22 protein-coding genes are annotated in these 25,048 nt (G+C 66.8%); 10 read left to right on the top strand and 12 right to left on the bottom strand.

Annotated features, from left to right (window positions below; genetic code table 11):
- Nucleotides 1-171: 171 nt before the first annotated feature.
- Both C7416_RS12235 and recG read right to left on the bottom strand, forming a co-directional pair.
- A complete protein-coding gene (locus C7416_RS12235) occupies nucleotides 172-1,122 on the bottom strand; it encodes a LysR substrate-binding domain-containing protein (RefSeq protein ID WP_062801683.1) in 951 nt (316 codons plus the stop codon).
- A gap of 119 nt (nucleotides 1,123-1,241) precedes the next feature.
- Complete coding sequence (gene recG, locus C7416_RS12230) at nucleotides 1,242-3,425, bottom strand: ATP-dependent DNA helicase RecG (protein ID WP_111519202.1); 2,184 nt, start codon at nucleotides 3,423-3,425, stop codon at nucleotides 1,242-1,244.
- A 229-nt stretch (nucleotides 3,426-3,654) separates the two neighbouring features.
- Between recG and queA the strand changes: the two genes are divergently transcribed.
- The 5 genes from queA to secF all read left to right on the top strand — a co-directional run bounded on the left by queA (nucleotide 3,655) and on the right by secF (nucleotide 9,552).
- Entirely contained in the window at nucleotides 3,655-4,725 is a 1,071-nt protein-coding gene (gene queA, locus C7416_RS12225) for a tRNA preQ1(34) S-adenosylmethionine ribosyltransferase-isomerase QueA (protein WP_111519201.1), read from the top strand.
- 16 nt (nucleotides 4,726-4,741) lie between these two features.
- Nucleotides 4,742-5,872, top strand: coding sequence for a tRNA guanosine(34) transglycosylase Tgt (gene tgt / locus C7416_RS12220; protein ID WP_111519200.1), 1,131 nt, complete (start codon nucleotides 4,742-4,744; stop codon nucleotides 5,870-5,872).
- A 261-nt stretch (nucleotides 5,873-6,133) separates the two neighbouring features.
- Nucleotides 6,134-6,460, top strand: coding sequence for a preprotein translocase subunit YajC (gene yajC / locus C7416_RS12215; protein ID WP_012353816.1), 327 nt, complete (start codon nucleotides 6,134-6,136; stop codon nucleotides 6,458-6,460).
- Nucleotides 6,461-6,667: 207 nt separating this feature from the next.
- The gene (gene secD / locus C7416_RS12210) at nucleotides 6,668-8,539 is read left to right on the top strand and encodes a protein translocase subunit SecD (protein WP_111519199.1); all 1,872 of its coding nucleotides are present in this window, start codon (nucleotides 6,668-6,670) and stop codon (nucleotides 8,537-8,539) included.
- 41 nt (nucleotides 8,540-8,580) lie between these two features.
- Nucleotides 8,581-9,552 carry a protein translocase subunit SecF gene (gene secF, locus C7416_RS12205; RefSeq protein ID WP_111519198.1) on the top strand — a complete coding sequence of 324 codons (972 nt, stop codon included), beginning with the start codon at nucleotides 8,581-8,583 and terminating at the stop codon, nucleotides 9,550-9,552.
- Between the two features lie 68 nt (nucleotides 9,553-9,620).
- Here secF and C7416_RS12200 read toward each other — a convergent pair whose 3' ends face one another.
- From C7416_RS12200 to purB, 8 genes are all read right to left on the bottom strand, one after another.
- Nucleotides 9,621-10,628, bottom strand: a complete 1,008-nt coding sequence (locus tag C7416_RS12200) for a response regulator (protein WP_111519197.1) — start codon at nucleotides 10,626-10,628, stop codon at nucleotides 9,621-9,623.
- On the bottom strand, nucleotides 10,625-11,764 hold the full coding sequence (locus C7416_RS12195; protein ID WP_111519196.1) for a hybrid sensor histidine kinase/response regulator: 1,140 nt from the start codon (nucleotides 11,762-11,764) through the stop codon (nucleotides 10,625-10,627). Before C7416_RS12195 ends, C7416_RS12200 begins: the two co-directional genes overlap by 4 nt.
- A 5-nt stretch (nucleotides 11,765-11,769) precedes the next feature.
- Nucleotides 11,770-13,101 (bottom strand): sensor histidine kinase, encoded by a 1,332-nt coding sequence (locus C7416_RS12190; RefSeq protein WP_111519195.1) that lies wholly within the window; start codon nucleotides 13,099-13,101, stop codon nucleotides 11,770-11,772.
- A 22-nt stretch (nucleotides 13,102-13,123) separates the two neighbouring features.
- The gene (locus C7416_RS12185; protein WP_111519194.1) at nucleotides 13,124-14,515 is read right to left on the bottom strand and encodes a class I SAM-dependent methyltransferase; all 1,392 of its coding nucleotides are present in this window, start codon (nucleotides 14,513-14,515) and stop codon (nucleotides 13,124-13,126) included.
- A 350-nt stretch (nucleotides 14,516-14,865) separates the two neighbouring features.
- Complete coding sequence (locus tag C7416_RS12180) at nucleotides 14,866-15,456, bottom strand: YceI family protein (protein ID WP_111519193.1); 591 nt, start codon at nucleotides 15,454-15,456, stop codon at nucleotides 14,866-14,868.
- Nucleotides 15,457-15,532: 76 nt separating this feature from the next.
- Nucleotides 15,533-16,114, bottom strand: coding sequence for a YceI family protein (locus C7416_RS12175; protein ID WP_111519192.1), 582 nt, complete (start codon nucleotides 16,112-16,114; stop codon nucleotides 15,533-15,535).
- A gap of 66 nt (nucleotides 16,115-16,180) precedes the next feature.
- Nucleotides 16,181-16,735, bottom strand: a complete 555-nt coding sequence (locus C7416_RS12170; protein WP_062801694.1) for a cytochrome b — start codon at nucleotides 16,733-16,735, stop codon at nucleotides 16,181-16,183.
- Nucleotides 16,736-17,016: 281 nt separating this feature from the next.
- A complete protein-coding gene (purB, locus tag C7416_RS12165; RefSeq protein WP_111519191.1) occupies nucleotides 17,017-18,393 on the bottom strand; it encodes an adenylosuccinate lyase in 1,377 nt (458 codons plus the stop codon).
- A 347-nt stretch (nucleotides 18,394-18,740) separates the two neighbouring features.
- On the opposite strand from purB, the gene C7416_RS12160 reads away from it, so the two are divergent.
- Nucleotides 18,741-19,355, top strand: coding sequence for a glutathione S-transferase C-terminal domain-containing protein (locus C7416_RS12160; RefSeq protein ID WP_062801696.1), 615 nt, complete (start codon nucleotides 18,741-18,743; stop codon nucleotides 19,353-19,355).
- 73 nt (nucleotides 19,356-19,428) lie between these two features.
- On the opposite strand, the gene mnmA is transcribed toward C7416_RS12160, so the two are convergent.
- The gene (mnmA, locus tag C7416_RS12155; RefSeq protein ID WP_111519190.1) at nucleotides 19,429-20,514 is read right to left on the bottom strand and encodes a tRNA 2-thiouridine(34) synthase MnmA; all 1,086 of its coding nucleotides are present in this window, start codon (nucleotides 20,512-20,514) and stop codon (nucleotides 19,429-19,431) included.
- Complete coding sequence (locus C7416_RS12150) at nucleotides 20,511-21,002, bottom strand: NUDIX hydrolase (protein WP_174076838.1); 492 nt, start codon at nucleotides 21,000-21,002, stop codon at nucleotides 20,511-20,513. The genes mnmA and C7416_RS12150 overlap by 4 nt, the downstream gene beginning before the upstream one ends.
- A 246-nt stretch (nucleotides 21,003-21,248) precedes the next feature.
- On the opposite strand from C7416_RS12150, the gene C7416_RS12145 reads away from it, so the two are divergent.
- The 4 genes from C7416_RS12145 to C7416_RS12125 all read left to right on the top strand — a co-directional run bounded on the left by C7416_RS12145 (nucleotide 21,249) and on the right by C7416_RS12125 (nucleotide 24,864).
- On the top strand, nucleotides 21,249-22,370 hold the full coding sequence (locus C7416_RS12145; protein ID WP_111519188.1) for a Re/Si-specific NAD(P)(+) transhydrogenase subunit alpha: 1,122 nt from the start codon (nucleotides 21,249-21,251) through the stop codon (nucleotides 22,368-22,370).
- A gap of 57 nt (nucleotides 22,371-22,427) precedes the next feature.
- On the top strand, nucleotides 22,428-22,790 hold the full coding sequence (panD, locus tag C7416_RS12140; RefSeq protein ID WP_012353832.1) for an aspartate 1-decarboxylase: 363 nt from the start codon (nucleotides 22,428-22,430) through the stop codon (nucleotides 22,788-22,790).
- A 257-nt stretch (nucleotides 22,791-23,047) separates the two neighbouring features.
- A complete protein-coding gene (locus C7416_RS12130; protein WP_035817213.1) occupies nucleotides 23,048-23,389 on the top strand; it encodes an NAD(P) transhydrogenase subunit alpha part 2 in 342 nt (113 codons plus the stop codon).
- Nucleotides 23,389-24,864: an NAD(P)(+) transhydrogenase (Re/Si-specific) subunit beta gene (locus C7416_RS12125; RefSeq protein WP_111519186.1), complete on the top strand. Its 1,476-nt coding sequence runs from the start codon at nucleotides 23,389-23,391 to the stop codon at nucleotides 24,862-24,864. Before C7416_RS12130 ends, C7416_RS12125 begins: the two co-directional genes overlap by 1 nt.
- The last annotated feature ends 184 nt before the right edge of the window (nucleotides 24,865-25,048 follow it).

The raw sequence follows: 25,048 nt of genomic DNA, 5'->3' as shown, positions 1-25,048 counted from the left end.
ATACCTATGTATTAGGTCAAATCTATTTGGGGTTAGTGAAACTTATGCCAGCGGCAAGTGAGCGCCCCAAGGCAGCGCGACGAAATGACCCGTTCGGAAAGCAGAAATGACAACAGCCGCAGCGGAGTCTCCGCTGCGGCCGTTGCTTGGACGGTTCTTCGACGCGACCGCTCAGGCGGCTTCGGCCAGTTCCTTGGCGTCGAGCTTGCGCACGCCTGGCAGGTCGCACGCGGCGACGGCGTTGGCCAGCGCTTCCATCGCCGGCAGGCGGGTGAAGCTCTTGCGCCAGGCCAGCACCACGCGCCGGTCGGGCACCGGGTCGGCAAACGGCACGTACGACAGCATGTCGCCCTTGGCTTTCAGGTCGGGCACCGAGGTGCGCGGCAGCACGGTGATGCCGACCCCGCTGGCCACCATATGGCGAATGGTCTCGAGCGACGAGCCCTCGAAGGTCTTCTGGATGCCGTCGGCCGCCTGCGAAAAGCGCGACAGCTCCGGGCACACGCCCAGCACGTGGTCGCGGAAGCAATGGCCGCTGCCCAGCAGCAGCATGGTCTGCTGCTTCAGTTCCTCGGGATCGACCGCGTGCGCCTGTGCCAGCTGGTGGCCACGCGGCACTGCCACGACAAAAGGTTCGTCATAGAGCGGGCGCACCGTCAGGCCGGAATCGGGGAATGGCTCGGCCATCACCGCGCAGTCGATCTCGCCCTGCTTGAGCAGCTCGATCAGCTTGTGGGTGTAGTTCTCCTGCAGCATCAGCGGCATCTGCGGCACGGTGTCGATCATCTGCTTGACCAGCGACGGCAGCAGGTACGGCCCGATGGTGTAGATCACGCCCACGCGCAGCGGCCCCGCCAGCGGGTCCTTGCCCTGCTTGGCGATCTCGCGGATGGCCATGGTCTGCTCCAGCACACGCTGGGCCTGCGCCACGATCTGCTCGCCGACCGACGTCACCGACACCTCGGAGGTGCCGCGCTCGAAGATCTGCACGTTGAGTTCGTCTTCCAGCTTCTTGATGGCGACCGACAGCGTCGGCTGCGACACGAAGCAGGCTTCGGCGGCCCGGCCGAAATGGCGCTCGCGCGCCACGGCGACGATGTACTTGAGTTCGGTGAGCGTCATGACTTATCAAATCCGGGTAGGCGATAGATTTTACCTTCGATTGTCGGATCTGTCAGAGTGCCCGCTTCACGCGAGCCGGTATGGGCAGGCTCCGCCACAAAGCCGGCCAAAGACGTCAATCAGGCCTTCAGGTAGTGCTCGCGTCCACCCAGCCAGCGCGACAGGTGCGCTTCGACCGCTTCCGGATAGTGCGCCAGCATCAGCTCGGCCGCCGCCTGGGCGTACTCGACCAGCCAGGCATCGGTCTGCAGGTCGGCAAAGCGCAACATCGCCTCGCCGGACTGGCGCGCGCCGAGGAATTCGCCCGGGCCGCGGATCTCCAGGTCGCGCCGCGCGATCTCGAAGCCGTCGGTGGTCTCGCGCATGGTCGCCAGGCGCTCGCGCGCGGTGGGTGACAGCGGCGCCTGGTACATCAGCAGGCAGACCGATTCGGCGCTGCCGCGCCCGACCCGGCCGCGCAGCTGGTGCAGCTGCGCCAGGCCGAAGCGCTCGGCATGCTCGATCACCATCAGCGAGGCATTGGGCACGTCCACGCCGACCTCGATCACGGTTGTGGCCACCAGCACCTGCAGCCGGTTGGCGCTGAAGTCATCCATCACCGCGGCCTTCTCCGCCGGCGGCAGGCGCCCGTGCACCAGGCCCACGCGCAGGTCGGGCAGCGCGGCCACCAGCGTCTCGTAGGTCTCGACCGCGGTCTGCAGCTGCAGCGCCTCGCTTTCCTCGATCAGCGGGCACACCCAGTAGACCTGGCGGCCTTCGGCGGCGGCATGGTGGATGCGCCCGATCACCTCGTCGCGGCGCTCGTCGTTGACCAGCCGCGTGACGATGGGCGTGCGCCCCGGCGGCAGCTCGTCGATCACCGAGACGTCGAGGTCGGCGTAGTACGTCATGGCCAGCGTGCGCGGGATCGGCGTGGCCGACATCATCAGCTGGTGCGGCACGGTTTCGGCCGGGCTGAGCGCGACCGGTGTATCGGCCGCGCCGGCCTTGCCGCGCAGCGCCAGGCGCTGCGCCACGCCGAAGCGGTGCTGCTCGTCGACCACCGACAGCCCCAACTTTGCAAAACGCACGGTGTCCTGGATCAGCGCATGGGTGCCGATCACCAGCTGGGCTTCGCCCGATTCCACGCGCGCCACCGCCGCGCGCTTGTCGCGCGCCTTCTGGCTGCCGGCCAGCCACGCCACCGGCACGCCCAGCGGCTCCAGCCACGCCGACAGCTTGCGGAAATGCTGCTCGGCCAGGATCTCGGTCGGCGCCATCAGCGCCGCCTGGAAACCGGCATCGATGGCCTGGCACGCCGCCAGCGCGGCGACGATGGTCTTGCCGCTGCCGACGTCACCCTGCAGCAGCCGGTGCATCGGGTGCGGCAGGCTCATGTCGGCGGCGATTTCGCCGACCACGCGCTGCTGCGCGCCGGTGAGCCGGAACGGCAAGGCCGCCAGGAAGCGCGTCAGCAGCCCGCCCTCGCGGCGCGGCATGGTCGGCGCGGTCTTGTCGCGGCGCGCCGCGTGCGCGCGCCGCAGCGAAATCTGCTGAGCCAGCAGTTCGTCGAACTTGACGCGCTGCCAGGCCGGATGCGAACGGTCGGCCAGCGCGGCCTCGCTTTCCTGCGGCGGCGGCGCATGCAGCAGCCGCAGGCAGTCGGCCAGCGGAAGCAGCTGCAGGCGCGCCAGCGGCCCCTTCAGCACCGGTTGTGGCAGCGTCTCGGGCAGGGGCGTGCGCGCCAGCGCGCCGCCGATGGCCTTGCGCAAATAGGCCTGCGGGATGCCGGCGGTGGACGGGTACACCGGCGTCAGGCGGTCGGGCAGCGCCTCGCCCGCCAGCACCGGGCGCACCGTCGGATGGACCATCTCGGCGCCGAAGAAGCCGCCGCGCACCTCGCCGCGCACGCGCAGGCGCACGCCTTCGGCCATCTGCTTGGTCTGGCTGCCGTAGAAGTTAAGGAAGCGCAGGGTCAGCTCGCCGCTGTCGTCGGCAAGCTTCACCACTAGCTGGCGGCGCGGGCGGAAGGTGACTTCGTTGGAGATGACCTCGCCTTCCACCTGCGCCGGCAGCCCGAGTCCGGCACGGTGGATGGCCTCGGCGATCGGCACCACCGTGGTCTCGTCCTCGTAGCGCATCGGCAGGTGCAGCACCAGGTCGACCGGGCGGCGCAGGCCCAGCTTGGCCAGGCGGGCGGCGGCCGTGGATGCGCCCGAGCCTGCGGCCTTGCCCTTGGCTGCGCCGGCCTTGCCGCGCGCGGGCGCCGCCGCGTCATTGGCGTCGGCAGGGTCCTGGATCGGTTCGGCGGCGGTTCCGGGCATCGGTGGAAAAGTTGGCAGCGGTCGCTGCGGGCTTCTGGACTGGCTGGCGCGGTGCCGGCGAATGGCCGGTATCACGCCCGGGCCGGCGGCAAGCGCGCCCCTGGCCTTACAATATCGGATTCGCCGATTGTACCCATGCCGGCTGCCAAACCGGGCAGCGGAGTGACGCGCCAGGCCCGGCGCCCGCCTCCGCCACTGCCTGCAGACCGCACAGACCGCCCCTCCCACGATGTTGACGCTTTCCGATTTCGACTTTCCGCTGCCGCCCGAACTGATCGCCCAGAGCGCGCTGCCCGACCGCAGCGCCAGCCGGCTGCTGGTGGTGGAGCGGCTCGCCCCCGGCGACACCGCCGACGCGGTGCGCATGGCCGACCGCGCCTTCAGCGACATCGTCGACTACCTGCGTCCGGACGACCTGCTGGTGTTCAACGACACCCGCGTGATCAAGGCCCGCTTCTTCGGCCACAAGCCCAGCGGCGGCAAGGTCGAGGTGCTGGTGGAGCGCGTGCTCGACACCCATACCGTGCTGGCCCAGGTGCGTGCCTCCAAGACGCCGGCCGAAGGCAGCGCCCTGCACCTGGCCGACGATGCCTTCGCCGTGACCGTGGGCCCGCGCGTGGACCAGTTCTTCACGCTGCGCTTCCCCGAGCCCGCGCTGGACCTGATCGAGCGCTACGGCCGCCTGCCGCTGCCGCCGTATATCACGCACGATCCGGACGCCTACGACGAAACCCGCTACCAGACTGTCTACGCGCGCAGCCCCGGCGCGGTCGCCGCGCCCACCGCGGGCCTGCATTTCGACGACGCGCTGTTCGCCCGGCTCGATGCCGCGGGCGTACGCCGCGCCTTCCTGACGCTGCACGTGGGCGCCGGCACCTTCCAGCCGGTGCGCACCGAGAATCTCGCCGAGCACAAGATGCATTCGGAGTGGTACGCGATTTCGGAGGACCTGGCGCAGGCGGTGCGCGACGCGCGCGCGCGCGGCGGCCGCGTGATCGCGGTCGGCACCACCTCGCTGCGCGCGCTGGAATCGGCCGCGCAGCCCGACGGCACGCTCGCCGCCGGCAGCAGCGATACCGATATCTTCATCACGCCCGGCTACCGCTTCCGCCTGGTCGACGCGCTGATCACCAACTTCCACCTGCCCAAGTCGACGCTGCTGATGCTGGTGTCGGCGCTGGCCGGGGTGCAAGCCATCCGCGCCGCCTACCGCCATGCGGTCGAGCAGCGCTACCGCTTCTTCAGCTACGGAGACGCCATGCTGCTGACCCGCCAGCCGGACGCCGCCGCCGCGGCCTGATCTCAGACTATTCGACATGCTCAACTTCGAACTCATCACCACCGACGGCAACGCCCGCCGCGGCCGCGTCACGCTGAACCACGGCGTGGTCGAAACGCCGATCTTCATGCCGGTGGGTACCTATGGCTCGGTCAAGGCGATGTCGCCGCTGGAACTGAACGAGATCGGCGCGCAGATCATCCTCGGCAACACCTTCCACCTGTGGCTGCGCCCGGGGCTGGACGTGGTCAATGCCCATGACGGCCTGCACCGCTTTATCGGCTGGGACAAGCCGATCCTGACCGACTCCGGTGGCTTCCAGGTGTTTTCGCTCGGCGATCTGCGCAAGATCACCGAAGATGGCGTCACCTTTGCCTCGCCGGTCAACGGCGACAAGCTCTTCCTGTCGCCCGAGATCTCGATGCAGATCCAGCGCACGCTGAATTCCGACATCGTCATGCAGTTCGACGAATGCACCCCTTACGAGATCGATGGCCGCCCCGCCACGCATGAGGAAGCGGCCAAGTCGATGCGCATGAGCCTGCGCTGGGCCAAACGCTCGCGCGACGAGTTCGAGCGGCTGGCCAATCCCAACGCGCTGTTCGGCATCGTCCAGGGCGGCATGTACGAAGACCTGCGCGACGAGTCGCTGGCGGGGCTGTCCGAGCTGGACTTCCACGGCTTTGCCATCGGCGGGCTGTCGGTGGGCGAGCCCAAGGAGGACATGATGCGCGTGCTGGAGCACGTGGCGCCGCGCCTGCCGGCCAACAAGCCGCACTACCTGATGGGCGTGGGCACGCCCGAGGACCTGGTTGCCGGCGTCGCCGCCGGAGTCGACATGTTCGACTGCGTGATGCCGACCCGCAACGCGCGCAACGGCTGGCTCTTCACCCGCTACGGCGACGTCAAGATCAAGAACGCCGCGCACCGCAACGATCCGCGCCCGCTCGACGAGAGCTGCGCCTGCTACACCTGCCGCAATTTCTCGCGCGCCTACCTGCACCACCTGCATCGCGTCGGCGAGATCCTGGGCGCGCGCCTGAACACGATCCACAACCTGCACTATTACCTGCAGCTGATGCGCGAGGTGCGCGAGGCGATCGAGCAGCACCGCTTCACCGATTTCCGCCGCCAGTTCGCTGCCGACCGCGCCCGCGGCACGCAGTGACGGCGCGGCCGGTCCGAGAACTTTAGCGGCCGTGCCGGTCGAATAGCGGGGTCATTTCCATCGTCATTCCCGCGCAGGCGGGAATCCAGCGTCTTTTGAAGTCACTGGGTTCCCGCCTGCGCGGGAACGACATGCAAGCTGTGAGTCGCCCCGGCATCACCCCGAACAAACCCGTATTCCGCCCTAGAATGCCAGGGGCGGGCTGAATGCGAATGGTAGAATGTTCGATTAATTGACTGACTTTTGTGACGGAGAATCAACGTGCTGATTTCTAACGCATTTGCCCAGACCGCCGGTGCCGGCGGCGCGGCTGGCGGCCTGATGAGCTTCCTGCCCATCATCCTGATGTTTGGTGTGCTGTGGTTCATCATGATCCGCCCGCAGATGAAGCGCCAGAAGGAAGCCAAGGCAATGCTCGAAGCGCTGGCCAAGAACGACGAAGTCGTCACTGCCGGCGGCATCCTGGGCCGCGTGACCAAGGTCACCGACCAGTACGTCAGCCTGGAAATCGCCGAAGGCACCGAGATCACGGTGCAGAAGAATGCCGTGACCACGGTGCTGCCCAAGGGCTCGCTGAAGGCGCTCTGATCCCCGGATCGCTCGCGACTCCCGCCTTTGTCTTTTCCGGCATGCCCGTTCGCGCATGCCCCGGCAGCCGCCTGATCCAGCCCGACGAAGCCCTAGCGGCTTCGCTCCGCGGCTGCCAGGCGGCTGTTTGCCAAACCGGTTCGGCCCCGCCGACGTGGCGCGCCACGCCTGCGCCGGCCCCGCCAACCGCTGAATGACTGGCCCGAGATGAATCGTTATCCGCTTTGGAAATACCTCGTGATCCTGGTGGCCCTGGCCATCGGCATCATCTACACCTTGCCGAACTTCTTCGGCGAGGCGCCCGCCGTGCAGGTGTCCTCGGGCAAGGCCACGGTCAAGGTCGACCTGTCGATGCAGAAACAGGTTGAAGAGATCCTGGCGCAGAACCAGCTGCAGCCCGACGGCGTCTTCTTCGATATTTCCGGCCAGTCGGGCTCGGTCAAGGCGCGCTTCCGCACCACCGACGAGCAGCTCAAGGCCAAGGACGTGCTGTCGCGCGCGCTGAACCCGGACGCGTCCGACCCCGCCTACGTGGTCGCGCTGAACCTGCTGTCTGGCTCGCCGCGCTGGCTGACCTCGCTGCACGCGCTGCCGATGTACCTGGGCCTGGACCTGCGCGGCGGCGTGCACTTCCTGCTGCAGGTCGACATGAAGGGCGCGGTCGACAAGAAGCTCGACAGCCTGGCCGGCGACGCGCGCACCCTGCTGCGCGACAAGAACATCCGCCACGGCGGCATCGACCGCGACGGCGAGCGCCTGACGGTGCGCTTCAACAACGCCGACGACGCCAGCCGCGCGCGCGCGCTGCTGACCGACAACGTGCGCGAAGTAGCCTTCGCCATGGACGGCAACAACATCGTCGGCACCTTCACCGAGGCCGCCCGCCGCGCCGTGCAGGACGCCGCGGTCAAGCAGAACATCACCACCCTGCACAACCGCGTCAACGAACTCGGCGTGGCCGAGCCGGTGATCCAGCAGCAAGGCGCCGACCGTATCGTGGTGCAGCTGCCCGGCGTGCAGGACACCGCCAAGGCCAAGGACATCATCGGCCGCACCGCCACGCTGGAAGCGCGCCTGGTCGACAACGACGCGCCGCGCAGCCCGCGCCCGGGCGACCCGATCCCGTTCGGCAGCGAGCTGTTCACGCAGGGCAACGGCGCCCCGGTGGTGCTGAAGAAGCAGGTGATCTTCACCGGCGACCGCATCGAAAGCGCCTCGGCCGGCTTCGACCAGAACCAGCAGCCTTCGGTCAACATCAAGCTCGACGCCCAGGGCGGCCGCGTGCTGCGCGATGTCTCGCGCGAGAACCTGAAGAAGCCGATGGCGATCGTGCTGTTCGAGAAGGGCAAGGGCGAGGTGCTGACGGTGGCGACGATCCAGTCCGAACTGGGCTCGAGCTTCCAGATCACCGGCTCCTACTCCACCGAGGCCGCCAACGACCTGGCGCTGCTGCTGCGCGCCGGCTCGCTGGCCGCGCCGATGGAGATCATCGAAGAACGCACCATCGGCCCGTCGCTGGGCGCCGACAACATCGAGAAGGGCTTCGATTCGGTCGCCTACGGCTTTGCCGCCATCGGCGTGTTCATGATCCTGTACTACATGCTGTTCGGCGTGTTCTCGGTGGTCGCGCTGGGCGTCAACCTGCTGCTGCTGATCGCGGTGCTGTCGATGCTGCAGGCCACGCTGACGCTGCCGGGCATCGCCGCCATCGCGCTGGTGCTGGGCATGGCCATCGACGCCAACGTGCTGATCAACGAGCGCATCCGCGAGGAACTGCGCGCCGGTGCATCGCCGCAGATGGCGATCGCGGTCGGTTTCGACCGCGCCTGGGCCACCATCCTGGACTCCAACGTGACCACGCTGATCGCGGGCCTGGCGCTGCTGGCATTCGGCTCGGGCCCGGTGCGCGGCTTTGCCGTGGTGCACTGCCTGGGCATCCTGACCTCGATGTTCTCGGCGGTGTTCTTCAACCGCGGCCTGGTCAACCTCTGGTACGGCCGCAAGAAGAAGCTGCAGAGCGTGGCCATCGGCCAGATCTGGAAGCCGGGCAATACCACCGACACGCCGGTCGCCAAGTAAGCGGCCCGCGGCACAACACGTAGTACAGAACAGGATTCAACATGGAATTCTTCCGCATCCGGCGCGACATTCCGTTCATGAAGCACGCGTTGATCTTCAACGTGATCTCCTTCCTGACGTTTGCCGCAGCCGTGTTCTTCCTCTGGCAAAAGGGCCTGCACCTGTCGATCGAATTCACCGGCGGCACGGTGATGGAGGTCAGCTACCAGCAGGCGGCCGACCTGGAAAAGATCCGCGGCCAGGTGGGCAAGCTGGGCTACACCGACGTGCAGGTGCAGAACTTCGGCACCTCGCGCGACGTGATGATCCGCCTGCCGCTGCAAAAGGGCCCGGACGGCAAGCCCGTGACCTCGGCGCAGCAGAGCGAACAGGTGATGGGCGCGCTCACCGCGGCGGCGCCTGACGTCAAGCTGCAGCGCGTCGAGTTCGTCGGCCCGCAGGTGGGCAAGGAGCTGGCCACCGACGGCCTGCTGGCGCTGCTGTGCGTGGTGGCGGGTATCGTGATCTACCTGTCGTTCCGCTTCGAGTGGAAGTTCGCGGTGGCGGGCATCATCGCCAACCTGCACGACATCGTCATCATCCTGGGCTTCTTCGCCTTCTTCCAGTGGGAATTCTCGCTGTCGGTGCTGGCGGCGATCCTGGCGGTGCTGGGCTACTCGGTGAACGAATCGGTGGTGATCTTCGACCGGATCCGCGAAGCCTTCCGCAAGTACCGCAAGATGACCACCCACGAGGTCATCGATCACGCCATCACCAGCACCATGTCGCGCACCATCATCACCCACGGCTCGACCGAAATGATGGTGCTGTCGATGTTCTTCTTCGGCGGCCCGACGCTGCACTACTTCGCGCTGGCGCTGACAGTGGGCATCCTGTTCGGCATCTACTCGTCGGTGTTCGTTGCCGCGGCGCTGGCGATGTGGCTGGGCGTGAAGCGCGAAGACCTGGTCAAGGGCGAGAAGAAGGGCGAGTCGACCGACCGCAACGACCCCAACTACGGCGCGCAGGCTTGAGCCCTGCCCTGCCGCAAAACAGAACGGCGCCCCGCGGGGCGCCGTTTTTCATGGCGGGCAGAAAAAACTCAGGCCGGCATCGAGAAGCGCTCGATCCACGCGGCCAGGCGGTCGGCGGCGAAGCTCTCGCTGCGCGGGGCGGCGCGGCAGACGATGGTGTCGCCGTCGCGCACGAACTTCAGCGCGCCGCCGGCCTCCTCCAGCCACAGCAGGCTGGCCAGCCAGGCGGCGTGCTGCGCCGACACCGCGGTGCCCACGGGCTCGGACAGGAACTCGGCCAGCGCGGCCGGCTGGGTCCAGACCACCGTATCGCCGTCGCGGCGCACCACCTCGCTGCCGAGCGCGTCGGCAATGACCGCGGCGGCATCGGCGGCGCCCTTGCCGGCGTTGGCGCCACGCAGCTCGGCCAGGCGTGTGCCGACGGCATGGCCAAAGCTGCCGCTGCGCTCGGCTTCGGCGCGCACCAGGTCGGCATAGTCCATGCGTTGCCAGTCAGGATCGGCGTTGCGGGCCCCCGCCAGATCGACCGCGGCGAGGTAGGTCTCGACCGGCTGGAAATGGCCGGGACCGATCAGGCTCGCGCATAGCGCGTGCAGCATGCCGATGCGGGTCGCCACGGTCTGGGTCTGCAGCACCGCCAGCTTCTCGCGCACCAGCTGGTCGCGCTCCTTGCGCAGACCGGACATTTCCAGCGCCTGCTTGAGCTCCATGCGCAGCGCGGTGATGTCCCACGGCTTCTTGATATAGCGATGGATCTGCCCCTGGTTCACCGCCTCGACAGTCTGGTCAAGTTCCGAATACGCGGTGGTCAGGATGCGCACGATATGCGGATAGCGTTCGCGCGCATAGCGCAGCAGTTCGTTGCCGTACTCGCCCGGCATGCGCTGGTCCGAGACCAGCACGGCCAGGCTGTCAGCGTGAGCGTCCAGCAGCGTCTTGCCCTCCTCCACCGAACCGCCAGTCACCACCGGCGCCAGCGCGCCGATGGCCCGCTGGAAATATTTGACGGCAGTCGCCTCGTCATCGACGAACAGAATCGCCGGGGGTGGTGCCTGGGTGGCAATCGGTTCGCTCATCGGTCACTCCTAATCATTCGATTTCTGAAATTTGGAAAGTCCAGCGTCACTGTGGTCCCGGCACCGGGAGCGGAGGCGATCCGGATGCCGCCGCCGAAGGACTGCATGACGCGGTTGCAGAAAATCATGCCGAGGCCACTGCCGCCAGCGCTGGCGTGCGTAGTGACCGGATCGACCAGCAGGCGTCCCATCACCTCTGGCGGGATGCCGGGGCCGTTGTCGCAGATGCGGATTTCCTGGTTAGGCTGGGTTGTCACCACGAAGCGCAGGGACGGCTGGTCCACGTCCGCCAGCGCGCGCAGCGCATTGCTCATGACTGAAGACAGCACCAGCGCGACGCAGTTGGGCAGCGTCTGCACCGGGAAATCGCCCTGCATGTCGACGTCGACCCACTGGCGCTGCCCGCCTGTGAACGGATAGGTGTCCAGCAGCGACGTCACCAGCGCACCCGCGCTGACCTCGGTGCCGGCGTCGGCCGCCGGCGTCTTGCTGACTCCCGCGCTGTTGCGCACCGACTCCAGGAACGACGACAGCACCGCCAGGCAATACTGCGCGTTGTCGTACATGGCGCCCGCGGCCTGCCCGATCTCGCCCTGCCGCTGCTCGCTGTAGTCGGCCTGGACGCGGCTTTCGATGCCGCGCGCGAAGTTGGCAATGGCGGCCAGCGGCGTGTTCAGTTCATGCGCCAGGAAGGCCAGGGTTTCGTCGATCGCCATCAGGCGGTGCTGGCGCAACGCCCGCTCGAGGTGGCGCTCGCCGGCCAGGTGCAGGACCTGGCGCACGTCGCTGACACTCAGCGGCTTTTCCAGGATGCGGAAGACTTCGCCGCTGTTGACGGTCCGCAACAGCATGTCCTTGTCGGCGTAGGCCGTCACCAGGATGCGCACGATCTGCGGGTAGGCCTGCGCGACCTCGCGCAGCAGGTCGCCGCCATCGCGGCCGGGCATGCGGAAATCGGTGACCAGGATCGCGATGCGCCCCCCCTCGGCGCGCAGCGTCGCCATCGCCTCGTCGGCGCCGGCGGCAAGCAGGACCTCGTACTCGCTGCCGACCGCGCGCGCAAAGTACTTGCGCGCCATGTCCTCGTCATCGACATAGAGGACGACATTTGGCCGCGCTTGCTGGGCTTCGCTCATGCGAGTTACTCCGCGCGTGGCAGGTCAAAGCTGAACGCGGCCCACTGGCCCAGTTCGCTTTCGGCAAACAGCTGGCCGCCGTGGCGCTCGATCACGGCATAGCTGATCGACAGCCCCAGGCCCAGGCCCTGCCCAACTTCGCGCGTGGTGAAGAAGGGCTCGAACACCCGCGCCAGGTGTTCGGGCGCAATGCCGGGGCCATTGTCGCGCACGGTCACGTGCAATCGGCCTTCGGACCAGCGCACCGTGGTATGGATCGCGGGCGCGGTGGTGCCGGCCTTGCGCATGGCCAGCGCCGCATTGGAAAACAGGTTGATCAGCACGCCGATGATGGCGGCCTCGTCGCCCAGCACCAGCGTGTCGGCGGGCAGCTCGCGCGTTACCTTGACGCCGCGCAGCTCATGCGCGGTCAGGCGGATCGACGAATCCAGCGCCTTTTCGAACATGAACGGGGTGCCTTCCACCTCCGCGCCCGGCTTGCGGTAGGCGAAGGTCTTCAGGTCCGAGACGATATGCTGGATGCGCTGCATGCCCTGCTTGGCATCCACCAGGCATTCGGTCACCGACTCGCTTTCCTTGGCCTGGGGCTCTTCCATCGCCACCTCGATCGCCATCAGGCAGAAGTTCACCGGGTTGTTGACCTCATGCAACAGCCCCGCGGCCAGGGTGCCGATCGCGGCCATCTTTTCCTGCTGCAGCATCTGGCCCTTGATGTCGACCAGCTTGCGGTTGATGACCTCGAGCTCGGCGTTCTTCTCGGCCACCTCGGCCTTGAGGCGGAACAGCATGAAGCGCGCGCGTTCGTTGAAATACGTGTAGACCGCGCTGGCCGCGGCGGCAAATAACAGGAACAGCGAATTGACGATAAAGGTGCCGAGCGGATCGATGCCGCCGGGGTGGAACAGGCAGGCCAGCACATACAGCAGGTACGAAAGCACGCCGAACACCAGGTTCTGCCACAGGCCGAACGGCAGCGCGATGCCCGACGCGAAGATGGCCAGGTTCAGCCCGACGTAGTACGGCGAATGCACCCCTTCGGTCTGCGAGATCATCCAGGCAATCATGATCTGCGGCAGCAGCAGCCAGGTCAGCGTCAGCCAGGGCGCGAAGCGGCGTCCGGCGGCGCTGTACAGGACCACCACCACTGCGGCGATCAGCAGCGACACCACCACACGCGCCACTGCAAAGGAAAACTGCTGCTGCGGATACTGTCCGTAGTCGAGGCCCACGCCCAGCAGGACCAGCACGATCGCGGTATAGGCGCCGCCGCGGCTGAAGGCCAGGCGAAAGTCGACCAGTTCGGACTGGTAGCCGGCGTAGAGTTGGTTGGTGCTCATGGCGTGGCCCGCTAGGACAGCCTCAGTCAATGGTGGCTTCCGCGAAGACGTTGACCCCGGTGCTGTCGACGTAGACGCGGTGCGAATGCGAGTGCTCGGGCAGCAGTTGCGCCATGCCGGCATCGTCACGGTAGATCAGGTACCACTCGAGCAGGTGCTCCATGCCGAATTTCTCCGGATTGTCGGCATGGACGTTGGTCACCAGGAGCTGGCCGCCGGAGCGCGAGCGCGAGGCGAAGTACGACAGCAGGCGGGCGCAGACCTTGTCCGACAGGTAGTCGAACAGGCCGGCGCAATAGACCGCGTCGAATTCGCGTGCGGCGGCATCGTCCGGGGAGATGCGCCGCTTGAGCAGCTCGTGCACCGACTGGTGCACCATCTCGACGGAAAACTTGTTGCCGGCGCTTTGGGCCGAGCGCTCGATCGACTTGCGCGTGTATTCCAGCGTCTCTTCGCTGAAATCGACCAGCTGGAACGACAACAGCTCCGGATTCGGGTATTCGCGCACGAAGCGCTGGATTTCGAAGGCGGGGCCGCAACCGACATTGAGCACCCGGAACGCCCGCCCGGCGGCGCGCGCGCGTTCGGCCTGGCGCGTGAGGAAATCGATCAGCAGGTCGATGCGGTTGCGGTGCGCGGTCGCCACCGCCGCCTTCAGGAATGCGGTATTGACGATCTGGAAGTAGGTGGTCGGACCTTGCTGGGGATCGCCCAGGATCTGGTTCACCATTTCGTAGTCGCCGGCATAGCCGAGCGGCTTGGTGAAGGTGCGGTAGACGAACGGCGCACGCAGCAGCAGCGGATGCAGCGCCGACTGCGCGTAGGTGCGGTGCACCGGGGCGATTTCGGCGTCCACGCGCTGGGCCTCGCCCTCGAGCCAGTCCAGGTAGGTCTTGGTCTTGGCCATGATCGGCGTGGCCAGCTCGTAGAAGACGTCCTGTCGCAGCTTGCCTTCGGTCTTGGGCAGCGACTCGGTCAGGTCGACCTGCTCGACCCAGCGCGACACTTCGGACAGGAAGGCGCGCATCTCGTTGACCACGATCTGGTAGTCGCGCCGGATGTTGAAACGCGTGTCCCAATCCTGCACGAACAGCTCGGCTTCGCGCGCGACCGACTTGGGCTCGTTGTTGAGATCGGACAGCTCGCGCCACTCGTCGATCAGCGTCAGCGACACCACCGCGGTCAGGCCGGTATTCACCAGGCTCATCACCACGGCCTTGCCGAGATAGGCATTCTTGGCGCCCATGCGGACGCTGAGCTCACTCAGCACCTCGCTGACCTGCACGATCGAATACGGGTTGTAGATTTCCATCACCAGAGACTTTCTCTGGAGATTGATGATCGTGCCCCGCACCTGCTCGCCCTGCGAGTTGCGGAAACTAACTACCGGATCGATTTGCGTTTTGGAGTACACGGTATAGCGCCAGGGAAAACCGGGAAACGCTGCGGGCCATACAGCCAGGGCAGAACGGCCGGGTACAGCATGAGGGGCGAGGGGGTCGCGGGAAAGGCTACCGGTATCGGGACATGCAGCGAATGCTCATAGTGATGCGCTCGGGCCAGTTGCGGGCATGGCTGCCCCCCGCCGTGGCAGGAGTCGCAATACCCCGGATCATGGTGGTTTGCCGCGGGCCATTGTACTGTGCCCGTCGCAACTCGCACAACAAAGTGCCGTGGCGGCCCCCCGCATGGTGCAATACAACAAAAAAGGCCGGCATGGGCCGGCCTTCACTACGGTCTTGCCCGCCGCAGCGGGCCGCGCGCTCAGTCGGCGCGCACGCCTTCCACCTGGATGGCGAGCTTGACCTCGGGCTTGAAGCCCATCTTGACGCCATAGTCCAGGCCGAAATCGGCCCGGTTGAACTGGCCCACGGCGTCGGCGCCGCAGGCTTCACGCTTGAGCATCGGGTGCTGGATGCACTTGAATTCGCGGATTTCCAGCTTGACCGGCTTGGACACGCCGCGCAGCGTCAGCACGCCGTCGACCTCGGTCGGCACGTCGCCCTTGAACTTGGAGAACTTGCCTTTGTAGGTGGCCTCGGGGAAGGCCTGCACGTCGAACATGTCCGGGCCCTTGGCGTGCTGGTTCAGCTTGGCATTGCCGAAATCGATCGAAGCCGGGTCGATGTTGACCTCGACCGAGCCCGCTTTGGCGGCGCGGTCCAGCGTCACCACGCCGCTGGACTTGTCGAACTTGCCGCGCCAGGTCGACAGGCCGCCCAGGTGGTCGGCCTCGAAGCTGGGATAGGTATGGGTCGGATCGAGGTTGTACGTCACGGTGTTGGCCGAAGCCACGCCGAAGGCGGCGGTTGCGGAAACGGCCGCGACGGCGGCAACGAGGGAACGCAGTTTCATGGTGTCTCCCGACAAATCAGGGTTGGGATGGAGCGGTTCAGGGTAGGTCCTGGGGTACGTCAGCGGTATGCCGGCCTTACTTCTTGGCCAGCACGATACGGAATTTGATCTGGACATCGTCGGCGACAACGGAGGTGTCCTTCCATTCGCCGTCGCCGATATTGAACGCGGTGCGCTTGATCGGCAGCGCGCCCTCGAACACCTGCGCGCCGCCCTCCTGGCGATAGGTGGCGGGCACGACGACGTCCACGGTCTTGCCCTTGATGGTCAGCTTGCCGGCCACGTCGTACTTGCCCGGCGTGCCGTTCTTGATGCTGGTCGACTGGAACACCGCCTTGGGGTATTTGGCGGCGTCGAACCAGTCCTTGCCCTTCACTTCCTTGGTGGTCTCGGCATCGCCGATCTCGAAGCTGGCCACGTCGATCTCGATCTTGGCCGTCGATGTCGCCAGCTTGGCGGGATCGAAGCTGACGTTGGCGTCGAACTTCTTGAACTTGCCTTCCATCGGCACGCCGATCTGGCGTGCCACCGCGGTGACCGAGCTCTTGGCGGCGTCGACCTGGGCCCAGGCCAGGTTGGCGGCGATGCCGGTGGCGGCCAGCACGGCGGCCAGGGTGGCGCGGAGAGTGGCCGAGCCGCGGCGGGAATTGCGTTTCATCTGGGAAAACTCCTGTCAGGGACGGCGCAGCCGCGCCGCGGAACGAAAATGGTTGGCGCGCCAGGTTCAGCGCAGGAACGGCAGCATCCGGCCCAGCGTGCCGTCACGGTCGACAAACTGGTGTTTCACCGCCGCCGCCGCATGGACAACGACCACCGCGGCCATCAGGTAGTTCAGCCAGATATGGGTGAACTTCAGCACTTCCTTCAGCGCATCGCTTTTCTCGATCAGCGCCGGCATCTTCCACAGGCCCAGGTAGACCACCGGCACACCCGCGGCCGAGCTGTACAGGTAGCCGCTGATCGGCACGATCACGATCAGCAGGTACAGCAAGTGGTGAGCGCCGGCCGCCGCCCTGGCCTGCCACGCCGGGGTGCCGGGCGCCACCGGCGGCGCGGCGTGGGTGGCGCGCCACAGCACGCGCAGCACGGCGATGGCGAAGATCGTCACGCCCAGCCATTTGTGCCAGGAGTACAGCTTGAGCTTGGTCGGCGTCAGCCCCGGAATGCCGGTCATGTACAGGCCCAGCCCGAACGCGGCGAATATGGCCAGCGCCACCAGCCAGTGCAGGGCAATCGCAGTGGCACCGTAGCCGGCGGGGGCAGTGGCGGTAGAACGCATCGGATTCCTCTCGCCCGCGGCACGGGCGTTTCACAATTTTGGGGAAGGCACTGGCGCGATCCAACCGCCGTGCGCTTACGATTCTCGCATTATTGCGGCGGGATGTGCGCCAGTGCAGGACAGTCCTTCATTAAGTTATTCAAATGCTTTGAAGCGACATTCCGGCGCCGGGATCACAACAGCACGGCAGGCGCCAGCGCGGCATGCCGAAAAAACAAAAAAGCCATCCCGCAGGATGGCTTTCGGTTCGCGCCGCTGGCTGGCGGCGGGAAAAAGTGGCGTCAGATGCGCTCAGCGAGCTTCACTGCCTTGCCGATATAGCTGGCGGGCGTCATCTCCAGCAGCAGCTGCTTGGCGTCGTCCGGGATCGCCAGGCCATTGATGAAGGTTTGCAGCGCTTCGCGCGAGATGCCCTTGCCGCGGGTCAGCTCCTTGAGCTGCTCGTACGGATTGGGCACGCCAAAGCGGCGCATCACGGTCTGCACCGGCTCGGCCAGCACTTCCCAGCAGTTGTCGAGGTCTTCGTCGAGGCGCTCGGGGTTGGTCTCGAGCTTGCCCAGGCCGCGCAGGCAGGCCTCGTACGCCAGCAGGCTGTAGCCGAAGGCCACGCCGATATTGCGCAGCACGGTCGAGTCGGTCAGGTCGCGCTGCCAGCGCGACACCGGCAGCTTCTCGGACAGGTGGCGCAGCACCGCGTTGGCCAGGCCCAGGTTGCCTTCCGAGTTTTCGAAATCGATCGGGTTGACCTTGTGCGGCATGGTCGACGAGCCGATTTCGCCGGCCTTGGTCTTCTGCTTGAAGTAGCCCAGCGAGATATAGCCCCAGACGTCGCGGTTCAGGTCGAGCAGGATGGTGTTGGCGCGGGCGATCGCGTCGAACAGCTCGGCCATGTAGTCGTGCGGCTCGATCTGGATGGTGTACGGGTTGAAGGTCAGGCCCAGGCGGGTTTCGATGACCTGCTTCGAGAACGCTTCCCAGTCGAACGCGGGATAGGCCGACAGGTGGGCGTTGTAATTGCCCACGGCGCCGTTCATCTTGCCCAGCAGCTCGACCTGCTCGATGCGCTGGATCGCGCGCGCCAGGCGCGCGGCGACGTTGGCCATTTCCTTGCCGAGCGTGGTCGGGCTGGCCGGCTGGCCGTGGGTGCGCGACAGCATCGGCTGGGCGGCATTGAGCCTGGCGAGCTCGACCAGGCGCGCGTGCACGCGCTTCAGCGCCGGCACCACCACGCCCTCGCGCGCGCCCTTGAGCATCATGCCGTGCGAGGTGTTGTTGATGTCTTCCGAAGTGCAGGCGAAGTGGATGAACTCGCTGGCGGCTTCCAGTTCGGCGTTGCCCTTGACCTGCTCCTTGAGCCAGTACTCGACCGCCTTCACGTCATGGTTGGTGACCGCCTCGATTTCCTTGATGCGGGCGGCGTCGGACTCGCTGAACTTGTCGACCAGCGCCAGCAGCGCGGCCTCGGACGCGGCCGAGAACTTCGGCATGTCGGGCAGGCCGGCCTGTGCCAGCGCGATCAGCCAGTGCACCTCGACCTTGACGCGGTTGCGCATGAAGGCCGCCTCGGACAGCCATTCGCGCAGCGCATCGGCCTTGGCGGCGTAACGGCCATCGATCGGGGACAGGGCGGTGAGCGGCGAAAGCGAGGAGGAGGTCATGCTGGAAACCGGGAAAGGGAGGAATAGAAGAAGGCGAACAAGGGGCGCCGCGGGGGCTGACGGCGCTGGCAAGCGCCGACGGGGCGATGCGCCCGTCACGCCGCATCGGCGGGCGGCCGGCGCTGCGCAACGCGCGATTTTACCACCCCTGCCCCCGCTCCGGGCGGCGGCAAAGCGCGACCGCGGGGCATCGGTGCGCGAGCCCGCATTCGCCATGCGCCGCGGGTATACTCGCGCACGCCGTTCCAGTAGCCTGTTATGAAGTGCATCGGGCAAGCCATCGCTGCCTCCCCGCCGCCGCTGCCGCCGAGCGACGATGCACTTCATAACAAGCTCAAGGGGAGAACATGAAGCTGTATGCATCCCGGACCAGTCCGTACGCGCGCAAGGTGCGCGTGGTGATGGCGGAGAAGAAGATCGAGTGCCAGCTGATCGAAGAAGACGTCTGGTCGCCTGAAACCCGCATCGGCCAGTACAACCCGCTGGGCAAGGTGCCATGCCTGGTAATGGAAGACGGCGGCGCGATCTTCGATTCGCGCGTGATCGTCGAGTATGTCGACACGCTGACGCCGGTCAGCCGGCTGATCCCGCAGGGCGGGCGCGAGCGCCTGGAAGTGCGCTGCTGGGAAGCGCTGGCCGACGGTCTGCTCGACGCCGCGCTGCTGGTGCGCCTGGAGGCCACCCAGCGCGAGCCGCACGAGCGCAGCGAGCGCTGGGTGCAGCGCCAGCGCGGCAAGATCGACGCGGCACTGGTGGCCATGGCCCACGGCCTGGCCGACCGCCCGTTCTGCACCGGCACGCATTACTCGCTGGCCGACGTGGCGGTGGGCTGCGCGCTGTCCTACCTGGACTTCCGCTTCCCGGAGATCGCCTGGCGCGAGCGGCATCCGAACCTGGCCGCGCTGGAAGAAAAGCTGTCGAAGCGGCAGTCGTTCATCGATACCGAGCCGCCGCGCGGCTGACGCCTAGCCCCGGATGAAAAACACCCGCCTGGCGCGGGTGTTTTTCGGGCTGTGGTGTGGGTTTACCGGGTCCTTACTGGATGATCCCGCCCCCCAGGCAGATATCGCCGTCATACAGCACCGCCGACTGCCCGGGCGTGACCGCCCATTGCGGCTCGGCGAACGCCAGCGTCAGCGCCTGCGCGTCGACCGCCTGCACCGTGCAGGCGGCATCGCTCTGGCGATAGCGGGTCTTGGCCGCCATCGCCGCGCCCGCGGCAGGCGGCTCGCCGGCCACCCAGGACAGGTCCGACGCGGTCAGCACCGGCGTCAGCAGCCACGGATGGTCGTGGCCCTGCACCACGTAAAGCGTATTGTTGGCCATGTCCTTGCGCGCGACATACCAGGCGTCGCCGTTGCCGTCGCGGCTGCCGCCCAGTCCGATGCCCTTGCGCTGCCCCAGCGTGTAGAACGCCAGGCCGATATGCTCGCCGACCACCCTGCCCTCGGGCGTCTTCATCGGCCCCGGTCTGGTGGGCAGGTAGCGGTTCAGGAAATCGCGGAACGGACGCTCGCCGATAAAGCAGATGCCGGTCGAGTCTTTTTTCTTCGCGTTCGGCAGGCCAATCTCGGCGGCGATCTCGCGCACGCGTGTCTTCGGGATCTCGCCCAGCGGGAACAGCGTGCGCGACAGCTGCGCCTGGTTCAGCCGGTGCAAAAAGTAGCTCTGGTCCTTGGTATGGTCCAGCGCCTTGAGCAGCTCGAAGCGGCCGGCCGCGTTCTGGCGCACGCGCGCATAGTGGCCGGTGGCGATGGTTTCCGCGCCCAGCGACATGGCATGGTCCAGGAAGGCCTTGAACTTGATCTCGGCATTGCACAGCACATCCGGGTTGGGCGTGCGGCCGGCTGAATATTCGCGCAGGAAGTCGGCAAAGACGCGGTCCTTGTATTCGGCGGCGAAGTTGACCGCCTCGACGTCGACGCCGATCAGATCGGCCACCGAGACCACGTCAAGCCAGTCCTGGCGCGTGGAGCAGTATTCGCTGTCGTCATCGTCTTCCCAGTTCTTCATGAACAGGCCGATGACCTCGTAGCCCTGCTGCTTGAGCAGCCACGCGGTGACCGACGAATCGACCCCGCCGGACATCCCCACCACGACACGCTTGGCGGCACCGCTCACGGCTGCGCCCCCGCTTGCAGCACCGACGGGTGCGTGTACAGCGCGTCCAGCGCAAAGCGCTTGCCGGCCAGGTAGTCGTCCACGCACGCCATCACCAGCGGCGAGCGATGCCGTTCCGGGCACGCGCGCAGCTCGTCGGCGCCCATCCAGACCGTGCGCACGATGCCGGTATCGAGCTGGCGGCCGGCGTCGAGCGAGCCGAGGTCGCCGGTAAAGGCAAAGCGCACGTAGGTCACGTCGCCGCCGGTGCGCGACGACAGCGAACGCCCCATGTAGCAGCCCAGCAGCGCGCGCGGCTCGAAGGTGTGGGCGGTCTCTTCCAGGGTTTCGCGGATCACGGCGCGGATCAGGCTTTCGCCCGGATCCAGGTGCCCGGCGGGCTGGTTCAGGCGCAGCCCGTCGGCGGTTTCTTCTTCCACCAGCAGGAACCGGCCGCCGCGTTCGATCACGGCGGCAACGGTCACGCTGGCATTCCAGTCACTTGACATGATGCTCAATTTTTAGGCAATCCCGCATTCTACCGGTTGCGGGCCCATCGTGCAGCGCCGCGGGAGCCACCGGCGCCCCTCGTTCCGGGCCCGGCAAAAGCCGACCAGCCGGTCACCATTGCAAGTCAGATTCCTGTAAGCTGCGGAAAAATTGTGCGCTGCGGCTTAACCCGGTCCGGCAGCGCGCACGGGCCAGACGTCGGTCCGTCCAACCAGACAAGACGCCAGCTAAAGGAGAAATTGACGATGTACATCGGCATCCCGCAGGAGACGCGGGCCGGCGAGACTCGCGTCGCCGCCACCCCGGAGACCGTCAAGAAATACGTCGCCCAGGGCCACAAGGTCGTGGTGCAGGCCGGTGCCGGCCTGAACGCCAGCCAGCCCGACGGCGCGTATGAGGCGGTCGGCGCCACCATCGGCAGCGCCGCCGACGCGCTCGGCGCGCAACTGGTGCTGAAGGTGCGCGCGCCGGATGCCGCCGAACTGGCGCAGATGAAGCCCGGCGCGGTGCTGGTGGGCATGCTCAACCCCTTCGATGCCGAGAACAACGCGCGCATGTCCGCCGCGAACATCACCGCCTTCGCGCTCGAAGCCGCGCCGCGCACCACGCGCGCGCAGAGCATGGACGTGCTGTCGTCGCAGGCCAATATCGCCGGCTACAAGGCCGTGCTGGTGGCCGCGCACCACTACCAGCGCTTCATGCCGATGCTGATGACCGCCGCCGGCACCGTCAAGGCCGCGCGCGTGCTGATCCTGGGCGCCGGCGTGGCCGGCCTGCAGGCCATCGCCACCGCCAAGCGCCTGGGCGCGGTGATCGAAGCGTCCGACGTGCGCCCCGCGGTCAAGGAGCAGATCGAATCGCTCGGCGCCAAGTTCCTCGACGTGCCGTTCCTGACCGACGAAGAGCGCGAGATCGCGCAGGGCGTAGGCGGCTACGCGCGTCCGATGCCGCCGGACTGGATGAAGCGCCAGGCCGAGCTGGTGCACCAGCGCGCAATTCAGGCCGACATCGTCATCACCACCGCGCTGATCCCGGGGCGCAAGGCGCCGGTGCTGCTGCAGGAAGCGACCGTGGCGCAGATGAAGCCGGGCTCGGTGGTGGTGGACCTGGCCGCCGCGCAGGGCGGCAACTGCCCGCTGACGGTGGCCGACCAGGTGGTCAACCACAACGGCGTGATCCTGATCGGCCATACCAACCTGGCCAGCATGGTCGCAGCCGACGCCTCGGCGCTCTATGCCCGCAACGTGCTGGACTTCCTCAAGCTGGTCGTCGACAAGGACGGCCAGTTCACGCTCAACCTCGAAGACGACATCGTCGCCGCCTGCCTGATGTGCAGGGACGGCCAGGTCGTGCGCGAGGCGGCGTAACTCCAACGGGCGCAGCGCGCCCACTGCTTTCGCTTCAGATATAAGGACGTATCACCCATGCAACGCATCATGCTCCGCGCCAAGCTCCACCGCGTCACCGTGACGCAGGCGGACCTCAACTACGAGGGTTCGTGCGGCATCGACCAGGACCTGCTGGACGCTGCCGACATGAAGGAGTTCGAGAAGATCGAGCTGTACAACGTCAACAACGGCGAGCGCTTCTCCACCTACATCATCAAGGGCGAGCGCGGCAGCGGCGAGATCTCGCTGAACGGCGCCGCCGCGCGCCGCGCGCACCTGGGCGACCAGCTGATCATCTGCACCTATGCGCCGATGACGGACGAAGAGATCGCCACGTACAAGCCCAAGGTCATCCTGGTGAACGAGAAGAACGGCATCAAGGAAATCAAGAAGGTCTGAATATCAACCCCTGATGGGTTGCTCCCCTCTCCCGCTTGCGGGAGAGGGGCCGGGGGAGAGGGCAGGCGCCGGCAATTGCGACGGCCTGTACTTCGTTGAGGCTCCCGCCCTCTCCCCAACCCTCTCCCGCAAGCGGGAGAGGGAGCACGCCACCGGCAATGAAGAGCCACGGGCGGCTGGCGTGCCCCGCCGTAATACTGCAAAAACAACACAGCAACACGCAGCATCCCGGTTTCAAAGCAACGGAGGAGAAGTCGATGGAGATGGTGAACCACACGGTGATCAACCTGATCATCTTCGTGCTGGCGATCTACGTGGGTTACCACGTGGTCTGGACGGTCACGCCGGCCCTGCATACACCGCTGATGGCGGTAACCAACGCGATCTCGGCCATCATCATCGTCGGCGCCATGCTCGCCGCGGGCCTGACCGAAGGCGGCGTCGGGCGCGTGATGGGCACGCTGGCGGTGGCACTGGCCGCGGTCAACGTGTTCGGCGGCTTCCTGGTCACCCAGCGCATGCTGGAGATGTTCAAGAAGAAGGAACCGAAGGCCAAGGCGCCCGAGGCCAAGCCGGCACTGGCCAAGGAGGGCGCGTGATGGCAGGCCTTGTCAGCATGAACCTCGTCACCCTGCTCTACCTGGTGGCCTCGGTGTGCTTTATCCAGGCGCTCAAGGGGCTGTCGCACCCGGCCTCGGCGCGCAAGGGCAATGCCTTCGGCATGATCGGCATGGCCATCGCGGTGGTCACCACGCTGGTGCTGATCATCAAGCTGAAGAACGAATTCCTCGCCGCGGGCACGGCCCAGTCGTCGGTGGGCACCGGCCTGACGCTGATCTTCGCGGCGCTGGTGGTCGGCGGCGGCATCGGCGCCTACGTGGCGCGCAAGGTGCAGATGACCAAGATGCCGGAGCTGGTCGCGGCGATGCACTCGCTGATCGGCCTGGCCGCGGTGTTCATCGCGGTGGCGGCGGTGGCCGAGCCGGCGGCGTTCGGCATCAGCCCGGCCGGCTCGCACCTGATCCCGCTGGGCAACCGCATCGAGCTCTTTATCGGCTGCTTCGTCGGCGCGATCACGTTCTCGGGCTCGGTAATCGCCTTCGGCAAGCTGGCGGGGCGCTACAAGTTCCGCCTGTTCCAGGGCGCGCCGGTGGTGTTCGCCGGCCAGCACATGCTGAACCTGGCGCTGGCGGTGGCCATGGTCGGCTTCGGCATCGCCTTCTTCATGACGCAGGAATGGCTGCCGTTCCTGGTGATGCTGGCGATCGCCTTCGTGCTGGGCGTGCTGATCATCATCCCGATCGGCGGCGCCGACATGCCGGTGGTGGTGTCGATGCTGAACTCGTACTCGGGCTGGGCCGCGGCGGGCATCGGCTTCTCGCTGAACAACCCGATGCTGATCATCGCCGGCTCGCTGGTGGGTTCGTCTGGTGCGATCCTGTCGTACATCATGTGCAAGGCGATGAACCGCTCGTTCTTCAACGTGATCCTGGGCGGCTTCGGCGGAGATGCCGGCGCCGGCGCGGCCGCCGGCGCGCAGGCGCAGCGCAACGTCAAGTCGGGCTCGGCGGATGACGCCGCCTTCCTGATGGGCAACGCCGAGACCGTGATCATCGTACCCGGCTACGGCCTGGCGGTCGCGCGCGCCCAGCACGCGCTGAAGGAACTGACCGAGAAGCTGTCCGAGAAGGGCGTGACCGTGAAGTACGCGATCCACCCGGTGGCGGGCCGCATGCCGGGCCACATGAACGTGCTGCTGGCCGAGGCCGAGGTGCCGTACGACCAGGTCTTCGAGATGGAAGACATCAACAGCGAGTTCGGCCAGGCCGACGTGGTGCTGGTGCTGGGCGCCAACGACGTGGTCAACCCGGCGGCCAAGACCGATCCCAAGTCGCCGATCGCGGGCATGCCGATCCTGGAGGCGTACAAGGCCAAGACCATCATCGTCAACAAGCGCTCGATGGCCGCCGGCTATGCCGGCCTGGACAACGAGCTGTTCTACATGGACAAGACCATGATGGTGTTCGGCGACGCCAAGAAGGTGGTCGAGGACATGTTCAAGGCGGTCGACTAAGGCCGCACAGCCGATCCGGCCCGCGCCCCCGCGGCGCGGGCTTTCGCGGTTCCGGCGCGGTTCACCGCCCTGGCCCGCCGGCCCTGCTGGGACAAGGGCCGCCCCCCCTTCCTGCCCTGCCGCAGGCGGCCCAGGCCGCAAGGCGTGCCTTGCAAGGCAGCCGTGGCGCGCTATACTGGCCTGC

The sequence above is a fragment of the Cupriavidus phytorum genome (assembly GCF_003254285.1).
Lineage (GTDB): Bacteria > Pseudomonadota > Gammaproteobacteria > Burkholderiales > Burkholderiaceae > Cupriavidus > Cupriavidus phytorum.
This window is presented reverse-complemented; position numbering and strand designations above follow the sequence as displayed.